At 42.8% G+C, this 25,000-nt stretch carries 25 protein-coding genes and 1 other annotated feature (1 of these 26 cut by a window edge); of the genes, 22 read left to right on the forward strand and 3 right to left on the reverse strand.

The window, feature by feature from the left end; genetic code table 11:
- The first annotated feature begins 9 nt into the window (after positions 1 to 9).
- The 9 genes from AC0YN7_RS03740 to comI all read left to right on the forward strand — a co-directional run bounded on the left by AC0YN7_RS03740 (position 10) and on the right by comI (position 9,118).
- Complete coding sequence (locus tag AC0YN7_RS03740) at positions 10 to 510, forward strand: YlbF/YmcA family competence regulator (RefSeq protein WP_475808614.1); 501 nt, start codon at positions 10 to 12, stop codon at positions 508 to 510.
- A gap of 275 nt (positions 511 to 785) precedes the next feature.
- Entirely contained in the window at positions 786 to 911 is a 126-nt protein-coding gene (locus AC0YN7_RS03745) for a hypothetical protein (RefSeq protein WP_475809102.1), read from the forward strand.
- Positions 912 to 1,087: 176 nt separating this feature from the next.
- Complete coding sequence (locus AC0YN7_RS03750) at positions 1,088 to 1,759, forward strand: class I SAM-dependent methyltransferase (RefSeq protein WP_475808615.1); 672 nt, start codon at positions 1,088 to 1,090, stop codon at positions 1,757 to 1,759.
- Between the two features lie 122 nt (positions 1,760 to 1,881).
- Complete coding sequence (locus AC0YN7_RS03755) at positions 1,882 to 2,709, forward strand: MerR family transcriptional regulator (RefSeq protein WP_475808616.1); 828 nt, start codon at positions 1,882 to 1,884, stop codon at positions 2,707 to 2,709.
- A 607-nt stretch (positions 2,710 to 3,316) separates the two neighbouring features.
- Positions 3,317 to 4,540 carry an amino acid deaminase/aldolase gene (locus tag AC0YN7_RS03760; protein ID WP_475808617.1) on the forward strand — a complete coding sequence of 408 codons (1,224 nt, stop codon included), beginning with the start codon at positions 3,317 to 3,319 and terminating at the stop codon, positions 4,538 to 4,540.
- Positions 4,528 to 5,841, forward strand: coding sequence for a D-arabinono-1,4-lactone oxidase (locus AC0YN7_RS03765; protein WP_475808618.1), 1,314 nt, complete (start codon positions 4,528 to 4,530; stop codon positions 5,839 to 5,841). Before AC0YN7_RS03760 ends, AC0YN7_RS03765 begins: the two co-directional genes overlap by 13 nt.
- A gap of 142 nt (positions 5,842 to 5,983) precedes the next feature.
- Positions 5,984 to 8,215, forward strand: coding sequence for an ATP-dependent helicase (locus AC0YN7_RS03770; protein ID WP_475808619.1), 2,232 nt, complete (start codon positions 5,984 to 5,986; stop codon positions 8,213 to 8,215).
- Positions 8,216 to 8,341: 126 nt separating this feature from the next.
- On the forward strand, positions 8,342 to 8,854 hold the full coding sequence (locus tag AC0YN7_RS03775; RefSeq protein ID WP_475808620.1) for a DUF6886 family protein: 513 nt from the start codon (positions 8,342 to 8,344) through the stop codon (positions 8,852 to 8,854).
- Between the two features lie 168 nt (positions 8,855 to 9,022).
- Positions 9,023 to 9,118 carry a competence inhibitor ComI gene (gene comI, locus AC0YN7_RS03780; protein WP_475808621.1) on the forward strand — a complete coding sequence of 32 codons (96 nt, stop codon included), beginning with the start codon at positions 9,023 to 9,025 and terminating at the stop codon, positions 9,116 to 9,118.
- A 271-nt stretch (positions 9,119 to 9,389) separates the two neighbouring features.
- On the opposite strand, the gene AC0YN7_RS03785 is transcribed toward comI, so the two are convergent.
- Positions 9,390 to 10,004, reverse strand: coding sequence for a biotin transporter BioY (locus tag AC0YN7_RS03785; protein ID WP_475808622.1), 615 nt, complete (start codon positions 10,002 to 10,004; stop codon positions 9,390 to 9,392).
- 123 nt (positions 10,005 to 10,127) lie between these two features.
- On the opposite strand from AC0YN7_RS03785, the gene AC0YN7_RS03790 reads away from it, so the two are divergent.
- Both AC0YN7_RS03790 and AC0YN7_RS03795 read left to right on the forward strand, forming a co-directional pair.
- A complete protein-coding gene (locus AC0YN7_RS03790) occupies positions 10,128 to 10,979 on the forward strand; it encodes an energy-coupling factor ABC transporter ATP-binding protein (RefSeq protein ID WP_475808623.1) in 852 nt (283 codons plus the stop codon).
- Entirely contained in the window at positions 10,966 to 12,828 is a 1,863-nt protein-coding gene (locus tag AC0YN7_RS03795; protein WP_475808624.1) for an ATP-binding cassette domain-containing protein, read from the forward strand. The genes AC0YN7_RS03790 and AC0YN7_RS03795 overlap by 14 nt, the downstream gene beginning before the upstream one ends.
- Here the strand turns inward: AC0YN7_RS03795 and AC0YN7_RS03800 are convergent.
- A complete protein-coding gene (locus tag AC0YN7_RS03800) occupies positions 12,820 to 13,401 on the reverse strand; it encodes an HAD family hydrolase (protein WP_475808625.1) in 582 nt (193 codons plus the stop codon). The two genes, AC0YN7_RS03795 and AC0YN7_RS03800, sit on opposite strands and share 9 nt — an antisense overlap.
- The gene (locus AC0YN7_RS03805) at positions 13,398 to 14,606 is read right to left on the reverse strand and encodes an MFS transporter (protein WP_475808626.1); all 1,209 of its coding nucleotides are present in this window, start codon (positions 14,604 to 14,606) and stop codon (positions 13,398 to 13,400) included. Before AC0YN7_RS03805 ends, AC0YN7_RS03800 begins: the two co-directional genes overlap by 4 nt.
- A gap of 166 nt (positions 14,607 to 14,772) precedes the next feature.
- Between AC0YN7_RS03805 and lepB the strand changes: the two genes are divergently transcribed.
- The 11 genes from lepB (at position 14,773) to AC0YN7_RS03860 (ending at position 24,720) form a co-directional block, all read left to right on the forward strand.
- The gene (lepB, locus tag AC0YN7_RS03810) at positions 14,773 to 15,315 is read left to right on the forward strand and encodes a signal peptidase I (RefSeq protein ID WP_475808627.1); all 543 of its coding nucleotides are present in this window, start codon (positions 14,773 to 14,775) and stop codon (positions 15,313 to 15,315) included.
- A gap of 19 nt (positions 15,316 to 15,334) precedes the next feature.
- Positions 15,335 to 16,264: a DUF4184 family protein gene (locus AC0YN7_RS03815; protein WP_475808628.1), complete on the forward strand. Its 930-nt coding sequence runs from the start codon at positions 15,335 to 15,337 to the stop codon at positions 16,262 to 16,264.
- A 95-nt stretch (positions 16,265 to 16,359) separates the two neighbouring features.
- Entirely contained in the window at positions 16,360 to 17,838 is a 1,479-nt protein-coding gene (locus AC0YN7_RS03820) for a sensor histidine kinase (protein ID WP_475808629.1), read from the forward strand.
- Entirely contained in the window at positions 17,816 to 18,505 is a 690-nt protein-coding gene (locus tag AC0YN7_RS03825) for a response regulator transcription factor (RefSeq protein WP_475808630.1), read from the forward strand. The genes AC0YN7_RS03820 and AC0YN7_RS03825 overlap by 23 nt, the downstream gene beginning before the upstream one ends.
- A 28-nt stretch (positions 18,506 to 18,533) precedes the next feature.
- Entirely contained in the window at positions 18,534 to 21,569 is a 3,036-nt protein-coding gene (locus AC0YN7_RS03830; protein ID WP_475808631.1) for an efflux RND transporter permease subunit, read from the forward strand.
- 178 nt (positions 21,570 to 21,747) lie between these two features.
- The gene (locus AC0YN7_RS03835; protein WP_475808632.1) at positions 21,748 to 22,128 is read left to right on the forward strand and encodes a hypothetical protein; all 381 of its coding nucleotides are present in this window, start codon (positions 21,748 to 21,750) and stop codon (positions 22,126 to 22,128) included.
- 344 nt (positions 22,129 to 22,472) lie between these two features.
- Positions 22,473 to 22,769, forward strand: coding sequence for a hypothetical protein (locus tag AC0YN7_RS03840; RefSeq protein ID WP_475808633.1), 297 nt, complete (start codon positions 22,473 to 22,475; stop codon positions 22,767 to 22,769).
- Between the two features lie 353 nt (positions 22,770 to 23,122).
- Positions 23,123 to 23,251 carry a hypothetical protein gene (locus AC0YN7_RS03845; RefSeq protein WP_475808634.1) on the forward strand — a complete coding sequence of 43 codons (129 nt, stop codon included), beginning with the start codon at positions 23,123 to 23,125 and terminating at the stop codon, positions 23,249 to 23,251.
- A gap of 139 nt (positions 23,252 to 23,390) precedes the next feature.
- Positions 23,391 to 23,729: a DUF3889 domain-containing protein gene (locus tag AC0YN7_RS03850; protein WP_475808635.1), complete on the forward strand. Its 339-nt coding sequence runs from the start codon at positions 23,391 to 23,393 to the stop codon at positions 23,727 to 23,729.
- Between the two features lie 82 nt (positions 23,730 to 23,811).
- Complete coding sequence (locus AC0YN7_RS03855) at positions 23,812 to 24,123, forward strand: YbjQ family protein (RefSeq protein ID WP_475808636.1); 312 nt, start codon at positions 23,812 to 23,814, stop codon at positions 24,121 to 24,123.
- A gap of 285 nt (positions 24,124 to 24,408) precedes the next feature.
- Positions 24,409 to 24,720 (forward strand): rhodanese-like domain-containing protein, encoded by a 312-nt coding sequence (locus AC0YN7_RS03860; protein ID WP_475808637.1) that lies wholly within the window; start codon positions 24,409 to 24,411, stop codon positions 24,718 to 24,720.
- Between the two features lie 95 nt (positions 24,721 to 24,815).
- Positions 24,816 to 25,000: a binding site (T-box leader), on the forward strand (it continues 43 nt past the right edge of the window).

Below are 25,000 nucleotides of genomic sequence, written 5' to 3' on the forward strand. Positions count from 1 at the left end.
AGATGACAAATGGCAGAACAACAATCAGCGGCAACTCAATGTGAGCAGCATGATCACGACCACGATCATGCGAATGGTGGCGGCTGCGGCATACCGAGCTTCAATACGCGGGACTTAATTGTACGTGAAGATATTACTACTAAAGCGAAAGAGCTGGCTTCTCTTATTTTCACTTCAGAGGAAGTGCAGCATTACCGCCGCGCGGAACAACAAATAAACTCCAATTTACGAGTTCAAGATCTAATTGCGAAGATTAAGAAGAAACAAAAGGAAGTAGTCGCTTTTGAGACGACCTTCAAAAATGCGGATATGGTTAAAAAAATTGAAGGTGAAATGTCCGTATTGCAAGATGAGCTGGATGGCATTCCGATCGTATCGGAGTTTCAACAAAGCCAATCAGATATTAACTATTTGCTGCAGCTAGTCGTATCCATTGTTCGCGATACGGTTTCGGAGAAGATTAATGTTGAAAATGCATCTGAGCCGGATCCAGAGGATTGCAGCGACTAATAAGTACGAATACACCTTAGAAAATAATAAAGCCGCACCCAGCAAGTACTCTGTAAGGAGTATTAGTCGGATACGGCTTTTTTTTATGCATATATACAAATATATTGGAGTTTACGTTTATAATTATGGATTAGTTGTAACTTTTTCGGAAGTCAAACGTGTATATGGCGAGAGTGAAAGGTAGATGAAGGCCGGAGCGAGTTGGAGGGTGACAGAGCCCAATAATTTAGACGAATTATATATGATGCATATGAAAGTTGTATATCGTTTACGGAATGGGAGTTACTGGTCCGACAAAAGAGTTGTTGAAATTGCGCGAATCGCCTTATGTGCAGCATATTCGCATCGGTAAGGTACGATTATGGAGTTGGATGGAGCAAAGTGAAACAGGAACTAGATAATAATCATGGTTATATTCACAAAATGAAATATTTGCTACAATTAAACCATTAATTTGAAAAGAGGCGGTTTACATGAAAAGCATGACAGAAATATGTTGGGCAAATCAACTGCGGGGAATAAAGCATAACTAGCCCATTAAACTGCAATTCCCCCCTATTTTGAAAGGGGCATTAGTTTGATCAATCCTTTTTTAATTATTAATAATCCACAGCCATATGGCGCAGGTTCTTACGAAATGGCATTCCCATTAATAAATGCTCTTAAGCTTAAAGCTGGTATGCGAGTGTTAGAGGTAGGAGCGGGTTCAGGTCAAGTAGCTGCGATATTAGCAAAAAATTGGGGAGTATCCGTAATTACGCTAGAACCGTGGGGAGATTTGAAGGTTATCCAAGATTTCGCAGCTGAACAAGGCGTAGGAAATGATGTTCTAGCAATGAATACAAATGCAAAGCATTTGCCGTTTGCGGACGAATCGTTTGATGCTGTTTTTGGAATTGGTTCTTTCTTTATGATTGATGAACGAGAACAAGCATTAAAAGAGATGATAAGGGTCACCCGTAAATCAGGTTATATAGGAATTGCAGAGCCAATGTGTACGATTAATCCTTTACCATCTGAGTTAAACAAGTATGAAATCTTTGCCTCATATAAAGAATGGTTGCGATCAGTAAATTGGAATAGTGACTTATTTCAGAAAAATAGGTTAACGGTTACTGAGGGGTATTACTATCCAGAAGCTTATCAATGGATGCTCGATAATTTTAAATATTATGATGGTGAAAAGGACTTTATACTAGAAGATAATGGTCGTTGGATATCTTTGGGACTCGTAGTTGGGCAGAAATGATAATAGTTAAGATCGCCTTGATTGGCGGTCTTTTTCTTTTGAAACGGTAGTAAATTTAGCTAAATGTATTGACACTTACGTAACGTAACCATGTACCCTAACCACAAAAAGGAGTGGGTTTCGTGAAAATCAAAGAAGTTTGCAAGCTTACAGATTTGACGGAGAGAACGGTACGTTTCTATGTAGAAGAAAAACTGATCAATCCGAAATCAACTTTAAAAAATGGCAGGGAGTACTTTGATTACTCAGAACAAGATATAGCTGAACTAATAACGATCGCTGATTTACGAAAGCTGTTTTTTTCCATTAGTGAAATAAAAGAAATGAAAGAAGCTCCGACAAGGATAGCTGATGTCGTTACCGCATATAAAAATAAATTGAACACGGAAGCAACAGCTAAGGCAACGATTGTTCAAACTCTTGAACGGATAAGCTTTTCTTCATTTAAAGATATAGACTCGCTGGCTATAAGTTTGAAAAATGTGTCCGCGAGCCTGCAATTGCCCAATCGTGATATAAACCCTAATTTCGGCAGATTTGATAGTGAAACGAAAGAAGACAGGGAACGCGAATTTGAACGGTTCGAGGCCCGCCAAGAGCGGCAATATCATATGGGCAAAATCATTGTTTTTACCATTGCTACGATCCATATTATTTCAACCATTGTGTCAGCATTTATCGATTTTAATTTCTTTTCTTTCATTATTCAATTGGTATTAGGTATAGCTTTGTTTGCAGGTGTGACTTGGGTTCGTTATTTCTTTGTTATTGGTGCGGCGCTAAGTATTTTCATGGGGTTTGCGTTGCTTGCAAGCGGTTATATATCGGAGTTGTCATCGGGCCATGTATGGTTGCTTGTGGTTCAGATGATTTATTCTGCTGGAGCAAGTGTTCTCTTACTGGCACATAGCGGGGTGAAGGAATTTTTATATACACAAAAAAATGGCTAGTACAATTAGATGAAATATTACGGATCAATCTCAATATTAGTGCGTGATAACATGAAACTCTATACAGAAGTGCAGAGCATCCTTTACCATCATTCTATTTCAGCGCATGTAAAGGGATTGATGTGTAATCAGAATGGATATTGTACATTCAAACAGCTTATATTTCCATGTTTCAATGTGTTTGAATGGAAAAGATACAATCAAATAGGTCGTTAGAGGCTCTTTATCTGCGTAACAGGCGATTAGCTTGTATGAAATACAGTCAGTGACAAAGACAACGTTTTTGAAGTGGTGTTGATTGTATTAAATACAGTCAAATACGACAACAGAAGAGTGTAGGGCAGTGAAGTGCAGTTAAGTGCAGTGAAGTGCAGTTAAGTGCAGTGAAGTGGAGTGCAGTGCAGTGCAGTGCAGTGCAGTGAAGTGCAGTGCAGTGCAGTGCAGTGCAGCATAGCACAGTACAGTACCGTGGAGTAGGCTGATCTCACTTTCTATCAGACGCTGATTTTTGGGTTGAGCCAATATTAGATAAGATGAGTTTAAATCTGTTGAACATAAAGGATATTTCAGCTAATAGTTGAATTATATCTTAAACTAACCCATCGTAATGATAAAGGAGAAATGCCCTATCCATCTCCCTCAACTCCCACAATATGAGCAGTACAAAAAGATATTTTCAGGAGCAGCAAAGCCATTCGCCTATGTCAATCTTGATTTACTGGATGTGAATATCCGTGCAATTGCAGCGGCGGCAGGAGGCAAGAGGATCCGTGTGGCGAGCAAATCGATTAGATGCGTAGAAGTGCTTCGGCGGATTATAAATGCGGATGAAGTGTTCCAAGGTGTGATGTGTTATGCGGCTAGCGAGGCTGCATATCTATTAAAGCAAGGATTCGACGACTTGCTGATCGGTTATCCAGTTTGGAATGAGGATGAGATTACAGTACTCTTACAGTCAGTGAATAGAGGAAGCACCGTTGTCTTTATGGTTGATTCTATCGAACATGTGGAGCATCTTGAGCAACTGGGAGCAAAAGCCGGCGTAAAAGTGCCCTTATGTATAGATATTGATATGTCTGCTCATTATCCAGGACTGCGTTTTGGCGTATGGCGATCACCGATCACCTCATGGGAGAATGCGCGTCCGGTTGTGGAGCGGATAATCGGCTCAAACTGGTTAAAGCTTGAAGGCATTATGGGTTATGAAGCTCAGATTGCTGGAGTAGGCGATCAAGTGACTGGACAGTGGCTGAAAAACAACTTTATTCGCGGGCTGAAAAAACGATCCATTCGAGAAGTTGCCGAACGTCGGGCTGAGGTATTGCAAGGCATCATGGCGATGGGTGTAACGCTGCGTTTTGTCAATGCCGGCGGCACTGGAAGTATGGCAAGCTCCAGATTGGAGGCGGGTGTTACCGAAATAACGACTGGTTCTGGCTTCTATTCTCCGGCTCTATTCGATCATTATGCGGGCTTTCGCTATTTGCCTGCGGCAGGCTATGCGGTAGAGGTTGTTCGGAAGCCCAGAGAGGATATCGTTACCTGCTTAGGCGGAGGTTACATCGCATCTGGCGTAGCTGCTCCTGAAAAGGCGCCGCAGCCTTATTTGCCGGATGGCGTGAAGCTAGTTTCATTAGAGGGAGCAGGCGAGGTGCAGACACCGCTTCACTTGCCGAAAGGCATACGTCTTGAGTTGGGGGATCCGGTGTTCTTTCGTCATGCGAAGGCAGGCGAGCTATGTGAGCGGTTCTCCAAGTTGTATGCAATTGCAGAAAATGAAATTGTAGGAGAGTACTTCACCTACCGCGGAGAAGGAGAATGCTTCTTATGATGGATAATATGAAGAGCTGGAGAAATTGGTCAGGTTCGGTGACAGCCTCGCCTGAGCATATTGCTTATCCGCGAACGATAGACGAGATTGTAGAGCTTGTACGCAAATGTGCTGCAGAAGGGCGGTATTTGCGGGTGGTCGGCTCGGGACATTCTTTCACACATGTTGCAGCATCTGACCAAGTACTTGTCATGTTGGATAATATGCAAGGTATAGAGAGCTTAGATGTTGATGAGGGTACAGCTGTCGTCTGGGCAGGAACAAAGCTGAAGCTGCTCGGTGAGCTGCTGCATGCGGAAGGTCTGGCACAGGAAAACCTAGGGGATATTGATGTTCAGTCAATTGCTGGTGCGATAAGTACGGGAACGCATGGAACGGGAAAGAGTTTGGGAGGCATTGCGACGCAAGTTATCGGACTTACTTTGGTGAACGGTGTTGGTGAGGTGCTCGAGTGCACGCCAGCATCGCATCCCGATATGTTTAAAGCGATGGGAGTATCACTAGGTACGCTCGGTGTCATCGTTAAGGTGAAGCTGCGTTTAAAAAACGCTTTTGTGCTGGCTTATGAGAGCAAACGTATGGCTTTGAGAGATTGCTTGACACAGCTGCCTGAGCTAGCCGAGCATAATCGTCATTTTGAGTTTTTCTGGTTTCCTTATGCAGAAACCTGTCAGGTGAAGCTGATGAATGAAGCGGATATCCCCACCCGCGCCACCCCTTTACGTGATTATGTGAACGAGAGATTACTTGAAAATACGCTGTTCGGTGCTATGTCAGAGATTTGCAGGGCTTTTCCCGCAGTGAGTACTGCCGTAAGCCGCGTTAGCGCATCAAGTGTGCCGGTTACAAAAAAAGCTAATTATAGCCATCGGCTCTTCTCCACTCAAAGGAATGTTCGATTTAATGAAATGGAATATAACCTTCCCGCGGAATCAATGGCTTCGGTTATCCATGAAATGCGCGATGCGATGGAGCGGGAGAAATTTCATGTTCACTTTCCGATTGAGTGTCGATATACAGCAGCGGATGATATATGGCTCAGTCCTGCCTATGGACGAGATTCAGCCTATATTGCAGTCCATATGTATCGTGGGATGCCATATAAACGTTATTTTGAAGTAATGGAGGAAATCTTTCTCCGCTATGGAGGCAGACCCCACTGGGGCAAAATGCATACGCTCAAAGCAGCAGATCTCAAAGGTCGTTATCCGATGTGGCAGAGGTTTGCAGAAATCCGCGCACTGATGGACCCGCAAGGGTTGCTGCTAAGCCCTTATTTGCGAGAGCTGTTAGGGGTCTGATTGGAATAGACCAGATAGAGGAACGAAAGGGAACGAAGGGTAGGATATGTGATAAGATAGATTAGACATTAATTGAGAGAAAGAAAGAAAGAAAGAAAGAAAGAAAGAAAGAAAGAAAGAAAGAAAGAAAGGCATCATAGATATGAGCAAAAATACACAATTTTTCAATAGAAAAAAGAATGAATTAAATGTTACTTTAAATGAGATTCAGCAGAAGGCCGTGCTGCATACAGAAGGACCGCTCCTGCTGTTGGCGTCGCCCGGCTCGGGCAAAACGACGACAATGATCATGCGAATCGGCTATTTAATAGAAGAGAAGGCGGTTGATCCTGCCCGCATTAAGGCGGTTACGTTCAGTCGCGCATCAGCTAATGATATGAAAGGTCGCTTCAAACGCTTTTTTCCCGAGCTTCCGGCAGTAGATTTCTCTACGATCCATAGTTTAGCGTTTGAGATTGTAAGAGAGCATTTTTGGAAGATGAACACCTCATACTTAATCATTGAGGGCGATGTGGATACAGAGGAGCAGGATGATCTTAACGCGGATCATTTACCGATGCACAAGAGAATTATTTTACGTAAGCTGTACCGGTCGATTGTTGGAGAAAATATAACCGACGATCAATTGGATGAGTTAACCTCCTACATTAGTTTCATTAAAAACAAAATGATACCAGAACAGGAATGGGATACGGTTAAAGTCGGTGTGAAGGAAGGGGCACGCATAGTACAGGAATATGAGTCGTTTAAGAAATCCGGCCATAGCAAGCTGCTGCTCGACTTTGACGATATGCTGACGATTAGCAATGAGGTGCTTGAGAGGGATACGAAGCTGCGGCGGAAATACGGACAAAGATATGATTATGTAATGACGGATGAGAGTCAGGATACATCGCTTGTGCAGCATGCTATTATTGAGAAGCTGGTAATCGGACATCGCAATTTATGCGTCGTTGCCGACGATGATCAATCCATCTATAGCTGGCGCGGCGCGGAACCGTCGTATTTGTTAAACTTCAAACAGAACTACAAAGATGCAGCCGTCCTCTATATGGAGCAGAACTATCGCTCCTCCAAAGATATTGTTCATGCAGCAAATTGGTTCATTAAACGGAACAAAAACCGTTACGACAAAAATATGTTTACAAACAATCCATCCGAACATCCCGTTCATTTCAAAATTTTAGCTTGTTACAAGGATCAGTCAGGTTATCTAGTGAAGGAAATTCAGAAGATGGACAACCTATCTGAAACGGCGGTGCTCTATCGAAATAATTCCTCGTCCATCGCATTAATGAATGCATTTGATCGCGCGGGAATTCCATTCTATATGAAGGATGTGGATAATCGATTTTTCTCGCATTGGGTGGTAGAGGATATTTTGAACTTCATGAGGATGACCTTCACCGATAAGCGTTCCGATATTTTGGAGAAAATTCATTTGAAGCTAAATGGCTATATAAGCAAGGGGCAGATGGCCGCGCTAAAGGAAATCGAGAACAGTGAGTCTGTCTTTGACAATCTGATTCAGCACGTTCCACTGAAGGATTATCAGGCCAAGCTAATAGTTGAAGCCAAAGAAACGTTTCAGGGAATGAAAGGAATGCCGCCGTTACAAGCGATTAGGGTCATTCGAACCAGATTAGGCTATGAAAAAGCGATTGAGCGAATGTGTGACCGACTTGGCTTCCGGAAGGAATATTTGATCGGCATGATGAACACGTTGGAGGATATAGCAGAGGGACTGCCGTCGATGGAGAGCTTCGCAAGCCGACTCAAGGCGCTGGAAGCAGCTTTGAAATCGTCCAAGGCGAGGAGAGGGCAAAATGCAGTAACGTTCTCTACCTTTCACAGCTCGAAAGGCTTAGAGTTCGACAGCGTATATATGATTGATCTGATTGATGGCATAATTCCTTCACGCGAGGACAGTAAAAATGTAGACGGGAATGGGGAGGAGGCTGTTCGTTTGTTCTATGTAGGCATGACGCGAGCAAGGAAGCATTTGGAGCTGATTGCTTATCAGGAGCGGGACGGAGAGAAGGTGGCCGAGTCTCCTTTTATAACAGCCGTGCGGAATATCGTGAATCCTCCTACAAAATTCAACGCGAACCCGGTAATTAGCAAGGGTAGAGCGAGAAACGGTGCTGTCATTACTCAAGAACGCAAGTCAGCAGCCCCTCCCAATCCGAACGCGATTAAATCAATAGGACAGCTAGGTTTGAATAAGCATGTTAAGCACAACGCTTTTGGACAGGGTGAAGTTATAAACATCGATAAGGAATTGATCGAGATTCAATTCAGTCAAGGTGTGAAGAAGCTATCTGTTAAAGCGTGCTTGGAGATTGGGCTTTTGGAGCCGGCACGTTTGGTGTAATTGGGACAATGGAGCAAACATGCCGGCAATACGGTGCAGGGAAAGTCGAACAAGTAAGTATCAGCAGTTAATCCAACAAGAGTAGTTGGAAGCTGGGTAATATGAAGAAGTAGAGGAGGTACTTCGGTGAAGCTTTATCATTTTAGTGAGGAATCAAATATTAAAATTTTCAAGCCAAGGGTCAAACATAATAGACAAAACATGCCTCCGGTTGTATGGACGATAGATGAACAACATGAATTTACTTTTTATTTTCCCAGAGATTGTCCAAGAATTGTATATACAAAATCGGAAGGTGTTAGTGAGAGTGACTACAACACTTTTTTCGGACTAACGGAATCAGATATTGTCATCACAATTGAAACAGATTGGTATAAGAGGATCAATAATACGATTACTTATAGATATGAGCTGCCTGGAGAAACCTTTACTTTGTTTGATGAATTCGCAGGTTATTATATATCAGAAGAAGTAGTAGAACCGACAGGAATAAAGGTTATGGATCATTTAATGGAACGACTTATCGAGCTTAACATAGAGATAAGACTTACACCAAATCTAAATCGGATTAGAGAAGCTTTACTTGAGTCATCGGTTAAAGACTTTGGAATTCATCGATTTGAGAACGCTAAAAGCTAAACGAATGGAAGTAATCATTTTTGCTCGATTAGTTGTAAGATAGGCTGAATAGTACTATTTTTCAACTCTAGGTATAAGAACACTTGTACGGTTTCATGGAAAAAGGTAGTATATAAATACAATTGAATCTTGGGTGGGTGTGGTTTCCCTTCGAAAGGAGGTGAAGCCATGGAAGTAAAAGATGCACTGACGATTATGTTCCTTTTTGGAATGTTTATTCTTGCACTTTTAACATACATTAACTTAAACAACAAGAGAAAGTAAAAACCCACCCGAAGATTAACAGCCGAAGGTGGGTTTTTATTCCTATGCAACTCAGAAGGGAATTTACCATCCAAGCCAATTGTATGGACCAAGTGTAACAGCACTTGGTCTTTCTAAATACTATGATAACATAATCCATTTATTGCTTCAAACTTAAAGATCAATAAATGGAGATAAAGATCATTATACTTTCTCTTTATAAACCGCTTAGGCATAGGTGTTTATTTACTTATGTCTAAGTGGTTTTTCTGTTGCTGGGAATAAAGAAATTTTAAGTGATAATTGTTGTTTCATCCATTTGTTTTGCCATAGTTGACGTACGAATATAGGCAATGTAAGGTGTTAAGGAGATTGCCACTAAAGTACCGACTAAAGATTTAAGCGCATCGCCAATGATAAATGGATAGAAGCCGGCAGCCATAGCTTTCGGAAATGTGAAATGAAGAACATGCATCATCCAAGGAATGCCTGTCACATAGGCCAATAATGAGCTGAACAGCTCGAAAATAATGAAAAAAGCGATAAACGAAACGACTTTATTCCCTTTGGATATTTTGCTGTTCAGCAAACGTCCAACCGCGAGGCTGACAAACATGGCGCAGAATGGGAATGCGAAAATAAATCCTCCAGTGTATCCGATCAAATGCGCGATGCCGCCTACTCCATTGAAGAGTGGCAAGCCGAACGCGGCAAGCACGATAACGACTGCGATACTTAAAAAAGCGTTGCGGGGCGTTAGGAATAAGCCAGCTAATAGAACGGCTAATGTTTGCAGCGTAATCGGGACAAGTGTGGCGGTTAGTCGAATACTTAAGGAACTCATGTAGATAAAAAGTGCTGCAAATAAGGCGGTAAATACGAGTGAACGAATGTTGCTAGTTTGCATAAATAATTACGACTCCTTTATGTAGTTGCATTTTTATTGTTAACCTTATATATTTGATTTAGGTTAACAAATGGAATTGTAGCATAGCCAAACGTTTTGGGGAAGAGGTTGGGTGAAATTTTTTTGGAACAAATTTGTCAGATTGAGTTAAAGCATATAACGGTGACGCCGCCTATAATGACGGAGGGGCAGAAGACTCGTTCTATAATAAAAGATGTTAGCTTCCAAATACATAAAGGTGAATTTATTTCTTTGCTTGGTCGGAATGGGAGTGGAAAAAGTACGCTGGCTAAGGTGGCTGCAGGCTTTCGAATGGCGGGTATGACAGGCAAAATAAGCAGAAGCATTAGTACATTCACTGAAGGAAAGCCGATTCCAATTGTGATGCAGCAGCCTGAAGCGGCTATGATTGGCGCAACGCCCTGGGAGGATGTTGTCCTTTTATTGGAACAGAATGAGATGGACGCGAAGCGAATAGTAGAATGGGCAGAAGATGCACTGCACAAGGTAGGAATGGGCCAGAGAATGTTTCAACCCATCGAAACGTTATCGGGCGGGCAGAAGCAGCTTGTTGCAATAGCAGGCTGTTTAGCCGTTCACTCGCCAATACTCGTTCTTGATGAGGTGACAGCGATGCTTGATCCTGAAGCTGCTCTTTTTGTGATTGAGCAGGTCAGAGAATTGAATAAGAGTGGAATAACGGTTATTTGGATTACACAAAAGCTGGATGAACTACGGGAAGGCGATCGGATTGTTGCTATGAATGAAGGTGCGATTGTGTTTGATGGTGAAGCTGATCGCTGGTTTGTTCGTTCAGTTGACGGTGATACTCAAAGTGTATGCGAGCAGCTTGGTTTTGAGGCTCCCTATGTAGTTCAGGTTGCATGGGTTCTTGAAGATCTGGGTGTGAAGTTGAGGCCATTTCCATTTACAGCCGACATGCTTGCAGAGGCGGTGCACCATGGCAAACGCTGATTGGAACCTGCGTGGTGTTACTGTAATGACAGAGGGTGCAGAGAAGCGAGTGCTGCTACAAGAGGTCGATGCGCAGTTTAAAGCGGGACAGATTACTCTTCTGCTTGGCAGCAACGGAGCTGGCAAATCGACGCTGCTGGAAACAATGGCAGGCATAAGGAAGCTGCATAATGGGACGATTGAACTTGGAGATAAGTCGCTTTGGGTAAGTAGAGGCCAGCGAAATCGGGGGATTACTGGTGTAGGAAAAGATGAAGTAATAGATAAAAAAATAGATAAAAGAATAAATAACAGAGTAGATAAAAGAAATAGGCTTAATTTGGATGTGACTCTTAAGCTTGGAATAGCTATGCAAAATTCGGAGTCGCAATGGTTTGCGGCGACTGTTCGCGAGGAGTTTCTTTATTCATTGAAGCCGTACAAGGTATCGGCAACGGAAGCGCAGCGACGAATGGATAGCGCGCTGGCTGAAGCGGGGCTGGACAAGGAGCTGCTTGAGCGTGACCCTTGGACGCTCAGCGGTGGTCAGCAGCGAAGGCTGTCACTCGCCTGCTTGCTGGCGTGCGAGCCGGATTGGCTGCTGCTGGATGAACCGACGGCGGGGTTAGACGCCGAAGGTATACGCCGCTTGGGCGCGGTGCTTCAAGCGCACAAGGCGGCAGGGCGCGGAGCGGTCGTTGCCACGCACGACCTCGATGCGCTGCTGCCGCTAGCGGACGCGCTCGCCGTGGTCAGCGGCGGCGCTGTCCGCGAAGCGGCTCCTGCAGCAGCGATATCGCATGCTGCAGCCGCGCCGCAGGCGCTTCGCGCGCTGGCGCTGCTGCGCGCGGAGGCGGCTTTGCCGCCGCAGGCACCCGCGCGAAGCGGCGGGGCGCCGTGGCCAGCGCCGCGTGAGGTCGCGGCGGCGCTGGCAGCGGAGCTGGGGCGACCAGCGCGCGAGCAGCTTGCTGGCGCTGGAGCTTTGGCGAGCGCGGAGGCTATGCCCGCGCTCGCAGAGCAGTCGCCGCATGCGGCAAAGCCTAGCGGCGGTGAGCTTAAGGCGCGAGCGCCGCAATTGCAGCGCGCCGAAGCTGATGAGCAGCCGGCTAGTACAACATCGGCTGCCTCTAAGTGGCTCCGTGCGGATCTCTTCGATCCGCGAGCGCTTATTGCAGCCTATATGCTGCTAGCAACTGGGGTGCTGGCTATGCAGAGCTTCTTACAATTAGCTCTTGCTGCCCTCGTCGTTGGAGGACTGCTCGCGCCTTTCCATACGCTGATTAAGCCGTGGCTGCGGGTCATTCGTGCATACGGCATTCTTATTGTGATCTTATGTGTCATTGGAGGCTTAACCTTTAATCCGTTAGTTTTTGATTGGGAGAAGACAGTTCCAACTGCCCTCAGGCTAAGCAAGCTGCTGTTGGTTATGCTGCTCAGCATGCCGATGTTAAAGCTAATGACTCCTTTCAGGCTTCAGCGTGCTATCCAGCAAGCATTTGGCTGGTTGAGCCGATTTCATGTGTCCATTCACACCTTTGCACTGTTAGTAACACTCATTTTTCGGTTTATTCCTTTGCTTACGGGAGAATGGGAGAGGTTTGCTAAGCTAGCTCATGCGCGAGGAAAAGCGGTAACTTCTTTGCGATCGGTACCATTTCGTATGATCCGTTCTGTCCTTATTCCATATATTCGCTCGATCCTTCGTTTAGCGGAGCAAATGGCCGATGCGCTTGAAGCGCGAGGCATTGGTTATAAGAAGCGAAAGCCGACATACGGCTTTCGTCTACACTTCAGCGTTTCGGATGCCATAATGATTGGAATCGCTATGGTTACCTTTATCTTATTACTTTTAATCAAGACGTTATTGTAATAAAGCTTCGACTTTCGAAATCCAATGACCATCATCATCGGCAAGCAGCGTTCGCCATCCGTGCAATGCTGCTTGCCTTAAATTTTTATCCTGATCATCAATGAACAACACGATACTATCTGGAGGGAAATTTTGTGAAACGAGCTCATAAATTGCAGGGTTTGGCTTGCAAATGCCGACTGAACTGGAAATCGTAATACTTTTCACAACATCATTAATAGGGTTAACTATAGAATCAATCCAAGTCGGAAGATGATTGCTAAGTAAATGAATATCTGCGATTAAGCTCCAGTCAGCGATCTTCGATAACGCGGGCAGCGGCTGTAAGCACGAAGAAAGAAAAGCTTTTGCTTGCTCGATTGAAACAGAAGGTGTTTGTTCATTGAGCCAGCTCCAGAATTGATCCTCTGAAAGCTCGCCAGTCCAAAGAAGCTCGCTTTTTTGCATTTTGTAAGATGCATATAAAGCTTCTTCAGATATACATGCTTCAGACGCAAGAAGACGCCAGAAGCGCGGCGATAAATTCGTTGCAAGCACACCGCCAATATCAAAAATAAGTTGAGGCCGAATCATCTGCCTACCTCCTTGCTAGTTGTGGAACGTAAATGTGTTGTTGCATGATCTTGTCTTGCCCAATAAAATATCAACAGCACTGCTGCAGCGCCTAATAGTGAGCCGAACAAAAAACCTCCATTTAACCCCCAGCTCTCGTTCAGCCAACCCGCCAGGAATGGCCCGGAAAACATTCCAATAGCATATATTGCTTGATATAAGCCCATCCCCGTTGCCCGGCCTGGCAATTCTACATCACGAATGGCTAGTCCGAGCAGCAGCGGCAAATGAAGACCCTGCGCAAAACCATTAATCGCTTGTGTAATGACAAGCATACTGAACGATTGTGTATAGATCATCGAAATAGTACATAGCGCGCTAATCACAAACCCAGTCCCTATCGTTCCCCAGTTGCCGAAGCGCGGCGTAAACCACCTCGAGGTGACAAGGGAGGCAAAAGCATGAGGCAGCATAAAAGCAAAAACGAGAACGGTCAAACCGATTCCTCCAGCACCTATCTCCTCAGCTTTGAGCGGTGTAAAGCCGAACATTGTAATAAATAAAACGCCATGCGCTAGAATAGAGAGCAATGAAACCCTCAGCAGTGTTTTTGTTCGAACGACATTTTTAATCATAGCAAATGACATGCCGGGCTGATCCTGTTGCTCGGAACGTGGCTCCTTCAACATTATAGCAAGCAGAAGTCCAATACCTGCAATGATTGCGCCAATTGCGAAAGGAGCCTTATCGCCAAAGCCTTCAGTCAGCCATCCGCTGAGCAGCATGCCGATTAATTGCCCGGAAACTGTCATCACACTTATGTTGCCCATCGCGCGACCTGTCTGGCCAGCTCCGAAATAGCTTGCATACATGACTGTAAAAGCAACCCAGGTTGAAGCGCACACACCTGCCATCAGTCGGCCGAAGAGGGGCCAAACCCACAAACCTGGAATGAGAAATAGCAAGCAGCTAATGGCGGCAGTCAGCATACCGAACAAAATAAACGGCTTACGCTTACCCCAACGATCCGATAGAATACCAAGCGGGAAGCGTACAAACATTTGCACGAAGCCGTAGCTTCCTAGAATAATGCCAATCAATTGCAAAGAGAGTCCTTTGGAGCTTAGAAAAGGCGATAGTGTAGGGACATATACATACATAGAGGTCCAATAAAAAAGAGTAACAATGGTAAACAACAGCCGTTGTGAAGACGATGATGGATTCATGGTTGTCAAAAACTCCTCTCATCTTCACTTTATCGTATCGCAGCTTTAGTTGTCACTTGCTAATTTAGCAGCGATTTGGAAACTTTTAACGGCTTTTGAACGTATTAAGTTATGGACTTTTAAATGTCTTATGATGCTTCTAATAATAGTTGAAGAGGTGGCTGTGTTGAAAACAGAAGGACCGTCGGGGAAAAAGTGGGTTCGTGAAGTCCGGGAGTGGGTCGTTTCACTCGGAATTGCAGTAGTTGTAGCGATGTTATTTCAGACGTATGTATATGCTCAGTCAGAGGTACATAATGTATCCATGCAAAATACGCTTGTCGAAGGTCAACGTTTAATAGAAGATAAGTGGTCCTATCGATTTCATGAGCCCAAGCATGGGGATATTGTCATTATTAACGGTCCTGAGAGCGATTTACGGCTCATCAAACGAGTTATTGCTTTGCCAGGTGATGTGATCGACTTTAAAAATGGGGCTGTTTATTTAAATGGTCAGGAAATAGAAGAACAATACGTCAAAGGGCAAACACTGCCGGGAAATATAGAAGTTCCGTTTACTGTTCAAGATGATCAGCTTTTCGTTATGGGTGATAACCGTGAGCATAGCTTAGACAGCCGCGCACTTGGACCAATAGCAAGATCAAGTATAGAAGGTAAAGCGGTTTATCGAATATGGCCACTCCCAAAATTCGGGGATTTGTACAAATAGAAGGAGTTGTAACAAACGTATGCCCTTTACACTTTCACATCCTTTATTTGCAGCTCCACTCAAAAAAATAGTGCCATCGTTAAGCGTAACAGGGCTTATCCTCGGAAGTATGGCGCCGGATATTGAGTATTTTTTCGCTATGCAGCCGTATAGCACAATTGGGCATCATTGGACAGGCTTCTTCTTGCTTGGTTTGCCAGCTTGCATCGCCTTTGCTTTCGCTTTTCATCGTACGATTAAGCCAGTCCTTCCTAGTATGCTGCCATCCTTTCTAGGCATTAATCAGTTCACCGCTGAACGAATTCGTCCTTGGCGCTTGACCACGGGATTAGAATGGACTTTATTTATACTGTCAATATGGATTGGTTTCTTATCTCATGTGTTTATGGATAATTGGACGCACAGCAGCGGATGGTTTGTACAAAGGCTGCCATTCCTGCAAAGCGTAATTGCAGGTGATCAGGTATATCATATTTTGCAGCTATCTCTATCCGTGGTAGGTGCGTTCATTCCGGGGCTGTATTTTCTACATCTTTGGAAAAAATGGCGACGGACAATTGACGTCAAGTCTATGAATGTCTCGTCTAGTCGTTATGACCAAAAGCAAATCTGGCTGATCCTCTTCTTCACTGCGATATTTCTTCTAAGCAAGCTAATAATAAGCGGTCAATATTTTTCAATTAACATATGGGTAGCCGCACCAGTCACCTCGTTGTTCCTCGGTGTTTTTTTAACAGCTATGCTGACTATGGCTCGTCGATCAAATCGATTGACTGTAGGCATCATGTTTGTCATCGTAATATTTCTAGTTATAGCGATATACAAAATTTCGCAACAATGGATGGGAAATGAATTGCTTATATGGGTAATTTATACATGGGTCATATCAGCTGTTATACTTATAAGCACAATAATTTGCAGCTCTAAACCAAAATTCCCGCAAACGTAATAATTTTGTAAGAATTGGATACTTATTCGTTTAGAAATAGCCATTATGATAAAACCTAGACTTATATAGATTGTTTCAGTGAGGCGTGAATGTAATTGTCCATACGAGTGAAGCTGTATATGTCTTACTTGGCAATGGTTTTTGTACCTATAATTTTGATGTCAGCCTTTATGATGTTTATTTTTTATGCAGGCGGGATTCAGGATGTTCGTCAATATTTTGACAAGGAAAAAAATGAGCCTTTCCTTCAAGCGTTAGTATACGGTGAGCTGTCCTATGTGCTTAGCAACGATTCAGGTGAGCTGGAGAAGCCGGACTATGTGAATGAATTGCAAGCTAGACTTGATGATTTATGGGCAGGTTTAATCATCTCTCGAGATGGGGAAATCACTTCAGTTTCTTCGTTCTTAGAGCAAACCTCTCCAGGCGAGGACTGGAAAAAGCTGCTGGAGGCGCCGCCAACGAAGGTCAATTTTAACCTTTATCAATTCGAAACGAATACCATTGATTTTATCTATCCTGATGGCGGTGAAGGTAGAGCTGTATTGCTAAGACGAAATGATATCGTACCTATTTATTGGAGACCGATCAGTACAGCCATCAGTCTAGCATTTATCGGACTTACAAGCTTATTGCTGACTTACTTTGTATCTCGAAGCATTATAAGACCCATTCATACACTGAAGGCAGCTGCACTTCAAATTAAAGACGGTAATCTATCACATAAAGTGGTGGCGACTTCCAAAGGTGAAATCGGTCAATTGAGTACAGCTTTTGAGGAAATGAGAGTAAGACTGAAGTTTTCCATCGATCAAAGCTTACAGTATGAAGAAAATCGAAAAATGCTGCTGTCGCATATTTCACATGATTTGAAAACGCCCATATCAGCCATTAAAGGTTATGTAGAAGGTATTATGGATGGGATCGCCAATACCGATGAGAAACGTGACCGCTACATGCAAACGATCTATCGTAAAGCGACGGATATGGATCAGTTAATTGATGAATTGTTTTTATTTTCCAAGCTAGATCTTCAGACGGTCGCGTTCGATTTTAAAGTGATTGATGTTAATCGCTACTTGGAGCATTTCTTGGACGAGCAGCGGTTTGATCTAGAGAAATCAGGTATAAGGCTGTATTATTACGATTTAGATGGTAAATCCCTTATGGTTGCTGCTGATCCGGATAAGCTCAGCCGCGTTCTGTCGAATATTTTGAACAATTGCTTAAAGTACATGGGGCAAGATTCAGATAGGAGCACAAAGGAAATTTACGTAAAAGTGGTTGACCTAGAGGGAGATGTAATAATCGAAATCGAAGATACAGGGCCTGGCATTGAAGAGGAGGATCTGCCATATATCTTTGAACGTTTTTATCGAGCAGAGCAATCACGTAATTCGGAAACGGGCGGAAGCGGTCTTGGTCTAGCTATAGTCAAACAAATTATAGAAGGGCACGGCGGAATCGTTTGGGCAGAAAATAGGGAACAGGGCGGAGCAAGGTTCTGTCTCAAGCTGCCAAAATCGATTCCAGTCAAGACGGTGGATCAGCATGAAGAACATTCTAATCATTGAAGACGAGAAGTCAATTGCCGAACTTGAGCGTGATTATTTGGAAAGCTACGGCTTTAACGTTCAAATTGAAGGACGAGGAGACATCGGCTTACAGAAAGCATTGGAAGGACAGTTTGATCTTATTATTTTAGATGTGATGCTGCCTAAAGTGGATGGCTTTGAAATTTGTCGGCAGATTAGGCAGAAAATGAACGTTCCTGTACTTATGGTAACAGCTAAGAAGGAAGACATCGATAAAATCAGAGGGCTCGGCCTTGGAGCAGATGATTATATGACGAAACCATTTAGTCCGAGTGAGCTTGTAGCGAGAGTGAAAGCACATTTAGCAAGATATGAACGGTTGACAGGGGACAAGACGGAACAGCGAGAGCAAATTCGTATTCGCGGTCTATTTATTGATAAGCCGTCGCGCAGAGTGATGATACATGAAGAGGAAGCTATGCTTACCGCGAAGGAATATGAGTTACTATTACTGCTTGCTTCCAATCCGAATCGTGTTTTTGAGAAAGAAGAATTATTTGAACGTGTATGGGGGGTAGATTCTAATGGTGACGCAGCTACGGTAACGGTGCATATTCGTAGACTGCGTGAAAAGGTTGAACATGACCCTTCGAACCCTCAATATATTGAGACGATTTGGGGAGTGGGATATCGTTTTAAGGTGTAGATAGAAAAATGATTGGGAGTGGATAATTTTGAAAAGCATTATACGATTTTCTCTTAATAATAAGTTTGCTTTATGGATTTTAACACTGATCGTATTATTCGCCGGTCTATATTCAGGAATGAATATGAAAATGGAAACCTTGCCTGATGTTACTATTCCAATTGTCAGTGTAACTACTGTGTATCCAGGAGCTGCTCCTGAAGAAATTATGGAAAAGATTACGAAGCCAATCGAGCAGCGTACGCGCAACTTGACGGGCGTTAAAGTGGTTACTTCGACATCTTACGAAAATGCATCATCAGTCGTAATTGAGTATAACTACGAGACGAATATGGAAAAAGCGGCAACTGAGGTGAAAGAAGCTCTGTCAGAGCTCGAGTTTCCAGCTGGCGTTCAGGACCCATCCGTATCACGAATTAGTTTAAATACTTTTCCAGTTTTATCGTTAAGCGTTTCTAATGAGAATATGGATTTGGAGCAGCTGACTAAGACGGTGGAAGCGAATGTTTTACCGCGATTGAAAGGGCTAGAGGGTGTAGCTAGCGTTCAAATGTCCGGTCAAAATGTTAGGGAAGGCGAGCTTGTTTTCAAAGAGGATAAGCTGAAGCAATACGGATTAACACAGGACATGGTAAAGGGCATCATTCAGGCTTCTGCTCTTAATGTGCCGCTTGGAATTTTCGAGTTTGGTGAATCGGAGAAAGCAATCGTTGTTGATGGCAACATTTCAACAGAAGAAGATTTGAAGAACCTCGTTCTCATACCTACGGTTAAACTAAGCGACGTAGCTGACCTAAATATCGTCGGTAAAGCGGAATCGATTTCTCGTACGAATGGTAAAGATGCAATTGGCTTGAATATTGTCAAAGCGGCCGATTCGAATACCGTAGACGTCGTTAATCTCGCTAAGGATGAAATTAAGGAACTAGAACAAAAAAATGAAGGCTTGTCCATCATAGCAACACTCGATCAAGGTCAGCCGATCGAGGATTCTGTTCACACGATGTTAAGTAAAGCGGTTATAGGCGCGTTGTTCGCCATACTCATTATTATGATATTTTTGCGTGATATTCGTTCAACGATTATTGCGGTGGTATCCATTCCGCTATCTATCTTAATCGCACTACTCATTTTGAGTCAGATGGATATTACGTTGAATATTATGACACTCGGAGCGATGACCGTCGCCATTGGACGTGTTATTGATGACTCCATTGTCGTAATCGAGAACGTGTACAGACGAATGTCTCTCTCTACAGAGAAGCTTACTGGCAAGGAATTAATTCTGGATGCAACACGTGAAATGTTTATGCCTATCTTGGCATCAACTATTGTAACCATAGCAGTATTCTTACCGCTTGGACTTGTGTCCGGTATGATCGGAGAAATATTCCTTCCGTTTGCATTGACGATTGTTTTTGCGCTATTGGCGTCCTTGGTCGTCGCGATTACAGTTGTTCCAATGCTGGCGCATATGATGTTCCGCAAAGGCTTGAAGCCTGGCAAGGCTCATCACGATAAACCAGGTAAAATGGCTGAATGGTACAAAGGTGTATTGCGTTGGTCGCTAAATCATAAATTTATCGCATTCGGCTTAGCAGTTGTTATGTTAGTCGGAAGTTTGTTCCTTATTCCTGTAATCGGAGTAAGCTTCATGCCTGCTGATGAGCAGAAAATGATGGTCGTTTCTTACAATCCTGCTCCGGGTGAGACGCTTGAACAGGTAGAGAAGATGGCGCTTGAAGCAGAAAAAATTCTGCTTGATCGTAAGGATGAGGGTATAAATGTTGTACAATATGTGGTTGGTGGAAGTAATCCTTTTAGCCCGGGCGCATCGAAGCAAGCATTATTTAACTTAAGTTATAATGAAGATGCACCTAATTTTACAGCTGAAAAAGAGAAAATCGTACCGTTGCTACAAGAGCTAGGCGGCAAAGGGGAATGGAAGCAGCAGGATTTCAGTGGCGGAGGTATGGGCGGTTCGGGCATTTCGATGCTCGTTTACGGTTCAGATATGAAGTCACTTCAACCCGTAGTGGATGAATTGACAGCTAAGCTTGCGGATAACAAAAACTTGAAAAATATTGATTCCAGCTTGGCTGAAACCTATGATCAATATCGAATTGTAGTTGATCAAGAAAAGCTTAGTATGACTGGTCTGACTGCAGGTCAAGTTGCAATGGCGCTCAGCCCAGTACGTGACCGTCCTCTCATCACAACAATTGAGAGAGACGGCGAACAATTCAACGTTTACGTGAAGGTTGAAGCGAAGACGTATAAGGAAAAAGCGGATCTGGAAAATGTGAAGCTAATGTCACCTGCCGGTGTTCAAGTAGCTCTGAAAGATGTCGTTACTATTGAAGAAGGCGAATCACCGAATACAATTACGAGACGTGATGATCGCGTTTATGCAGAAGTGACTGCAGATGTGACCACATCTGATGTAGGTAAAGTATCTACCGAGCTTCAGAAGATGATAGACGAAATGGAACTTCCAATAGGTATTGATATTGAAATGGGCGGTGTGACGGAGGATATTCAAGAATCGTTCACACAGCTAGGACTTGCAATGCTGGCTGCCATAGCAGTTGTATACCTAGTGCTGGTTATTACATTCGGCGGAGCATTGACACCGTTCGCGATCTTATTCTCCTTGCCGTTCACAGTCATTGGAGCACTGTTAGGCCTACTCATTGCTGGGGAAACGCTAAGTGTTACCGCCATGATTGGTGCGCTCATGCTTATTGGTATAGTGGTCACGAATGCTATCGTACTCGTCGACCGAGTTATTCATAAGGAAAACGAAGGGTTATCCGTACGTGAAGCATTGCTTGAAGCAGCAGGAACTCGTCTACGTCCGATTTTGATGACCGCAATTGCTACGGTTGGAGCATTGCTTCCACTAGCATTCGGATTTGAATCTGGCGGACTTATTTCCAAAGGCATGGCGATTACTGTAATCGGCGGCTTGACGAGCTCGACCTTGCTTACGCTGATTATCGTACCGGTTGTCTACGAATTCCTAAATCGTAAGAAGAAAAATAAAGTGAATATTGCAAAATAATTGATGCTGTAGAGATACGGTAAAGTAGAAGCTGTCCCAACGGTCATTGGCCGAAGGGGCAGCTTTTTTGTGTTTACCAGTATCTTCTAACTTTGTTATACTTATCGAATGTTAAGGACGATGACGCATACACATAAAAGTATTATTTGATGAAAATAAGACAAAAGGGGTATGAAAAATGACAATTGTCGGTGCAGTGATTGGATTAGTTTTAGTCATTATTTTAAGCCTAATATTAGGCCCGTTTGGTATACCTGTTGTATTGGCAATCATGTTTGGCATGATTTTTAGTAACTACCAGAGCAATAAGCAAATTGCGAAAGACATAAATTTGATTAAAGAAAAGCTTGGTGTTGAAGAAAAGGAAGATCATATAAGTACGGATGAAGAAATCGAAGAAGAGCTTGAGCATTATATCGAGAATGAGAACGAGAACGCTGGCAATAACGAGCAAGAGGATGAATCAGCAGAATATAAATTACTGAATAAACAAATTGAAGATGAGCTTGAGGAATTTATCGAAAATGAAAGTGATGATCCTAAAAAAGATGGGAAGTGAGTGGTCAACCCGATGAACTCCGGGTTAAGGAATCATATTTAAGAAGCAAACACTACTATAAGTAAAAATAATTTAATTTCTAAAGAACTCAGAAATTTATTTATTGAAATTTCTTTTGAAATGAATAGTGTAGTTGTGTACTCCTTTATTTGTAATCTAATCGCTGGGAATGAATCTGCTCATCTTTATAGTATTGCTGCAGATATATTGGCAATTCCTTTATGTTTCATTGAGGGGGCCTATACTAATTGTTTGTACCATAGTAAAAGAGCAATATGTGATACCAGTTTTTTTGTAAAATCGTTTAAATGAAAAAAATTAATGGAGAAAAAGGAGTTTAGACATTGATTAACAATAATTTTTATGACGAAGCACTGGAAATCTTACTGATATACGGAAATACTTTCGAAAAAATCGCGATGTTTTCAGAAAAGGAGAAAAAATTACTTCAAATATTCGACGATAAAAATTTTGAGACTGAGCAGGAAAGGGAGATTCAACAGTTATTAATAAAAATTAGACAACGCTATTTACAGTATTATTCAAAGATAAGAATGACAAGTAAAACACATGAACAAATGTTTGAGGAAATACTGATCATAAAACATAAGATGGATAGTTTCAGAAGAGAGCAAGTATAACTAAGATTTTGCGAGTAAGGAGTGGAAACTTAGAATCCTAATAAGCTGATGATGTCGAGCATTTATATTTTCAAAAAGAATTACCATTGAATGCTATTGCTCCAACGGTGCAGCAATAAAAAGTCAAAGACTGATTAGGACTTTCTGCAGTAAATTGACGTTTAAGCAGGTTAGGAGCCACTCTGCTGTCGGACACCCAATGACGTACCCGGCCTTTATCCTGTGTCTTATATTTCTCAGCTATCTGACGATATGTCTATTTATCCTCCTCATGTAATCGGATAGCCTCTTACTTCCCTCATTTGAGAGTACGTTACTTTGTCTATTCAATCGAGCCAAATGGGGAAGAAGTGTTGAAAGAAGTGAAAGAAAAAGGAATAAAAATGCAGTTAGAAATTATGGAAGTGTTGTCACTTGAAGAACAGAATCAGCTGCTTACGATCTACAAAAAAATTAACAAAACATTCTCTACAGAGTCGTGAAAGCTGACAAATAATGCAATGAAAGTTCGTTTGTCGATGAACTTTATCAACGAGATACAAATTCCATCGTAAACGCATAGTAAGGACCTTATTGGGTGACCCTATTTGCTATATCAAGAAGGTAGGTAGGAGTGATTACATGTTAGGTCATATGCTTATAAAAGCTGCATTCGCCATTTTATGCTTCTCCAACTCGGGAGTTATTGCTGATGAAGCTGTAGCACTGTACGCTGAACCCAACTATGCGAAGTGGGGAAAAGTTGCGATGGAGGAAACAATAAAATCATATCACGATGCTTCCATTGTCGACTATAAATATGAAGGCAGACAGAAGCTAGGGGACGGGCAAGCGGAGGAACGGTTTATGTTAAGACTGCGTCAGGATTCGCAAGAATTTGGCGTGCGTGTTAGTATACGAATTAAAGACGCTTCAGATACGCTTATTAACGTAAAGCTTAATGAATTGGATAGAAAATAATTGAAACATCCTAGTTATTGTCTCGTATATAGAAGCAAAACAAAATCACATGCTTCTTAATTGGGGCGAGAGGGGTTAAATTATGCTTATTACTACAACACCAACAATTGAAGGTCGTCCTATTCAGGATTATATTGGAGTCGTTACCGGTGAAGCGATCATGGGCGCAAACGTCGTTCGAGACTTTTTTGCATCCATTACAGATATCGTTGGCGGACGTTCTGGCGCATACGAAAGTAAGCTGAAGGAAGCGCGTGACGTTGCGATTGACGAGATGAAAAATCAAGCTTCAAAACTTGGAGCAAATGCGATTGTCGCGATTGATATCGATTACGAGGTTGTTCGTGAAGGTATGTTGATGGTTGCTGTGAGTGGCACGGCCGTTCGTTTCTAAAGTATACTTCTTACAAGCGTAAACGACTGATGCTGTCCTCAGGCGAATTAAGCTCGTTTCGCGGTGAAATATAGGCGGAGTATAAGTGTGAAACTTTTACTTTCCTATATTTTAAAAAAAGTGAGTAAGCTTCGTTCATCATGCGTTAGATTGCATGCGAAAGAGGTTAGCTCATTTTTTTTGTTGATTACAAGTTAAATGGACGATATGGACAATGCTTTGGCAACGCGATACAATGCATTCAAACAACAAAATTAACGAGCAAAGCTTGAAGGGATGGATAGCATGTATCCAGAAATAACAACAGATGAGTTGGAAAACCAGCTAAAAGAAGGTAAATCACTTAATCTAGTAGATGTTCGTGAAGAAGATGAATGGCAAGCCAGTCATATCAATGAGGCTCGTAACATTCCATTATCGGAATTGCAGGAACGTGTTGATGAGCTTCAACAGGGTGATCAAGAAATAGTCATCATTTGTCGCAGCGGCGGTCGCAGCACAAAAGCATGTAATTTCTTACATTCTCAAGGATATAAAGTAATTAATGTAGCTGGCGGTATGCTTGCATGGTCAGGAGAGGTAGCGTACGGCGAATAGCTCAACCGAATATTGGTTATTTTTCGGACTAATCTTGACACCAAAAGCTAATTCCTGTATAAATACTTTAAAGTAAATATCAGAATATTCATACAACAACATTAAAGAATGGAACAGTAGTTCATGACGGATAGTTACAGCGAGCCGGGTCAGTGTAAGCCGGTACGGATGTCAAGGATGAAGCGGGTCCAGGAAATGGTTTGTCGAAGTGTTCGAAGTAGACAAATCCGGTCAATGACCGTTACGAAAACGAGGGGTTAGGCCAATTATTGGCTCAACA

Source organism: Paenibacillus sp. J31R122, assembly GCF_056269185.1.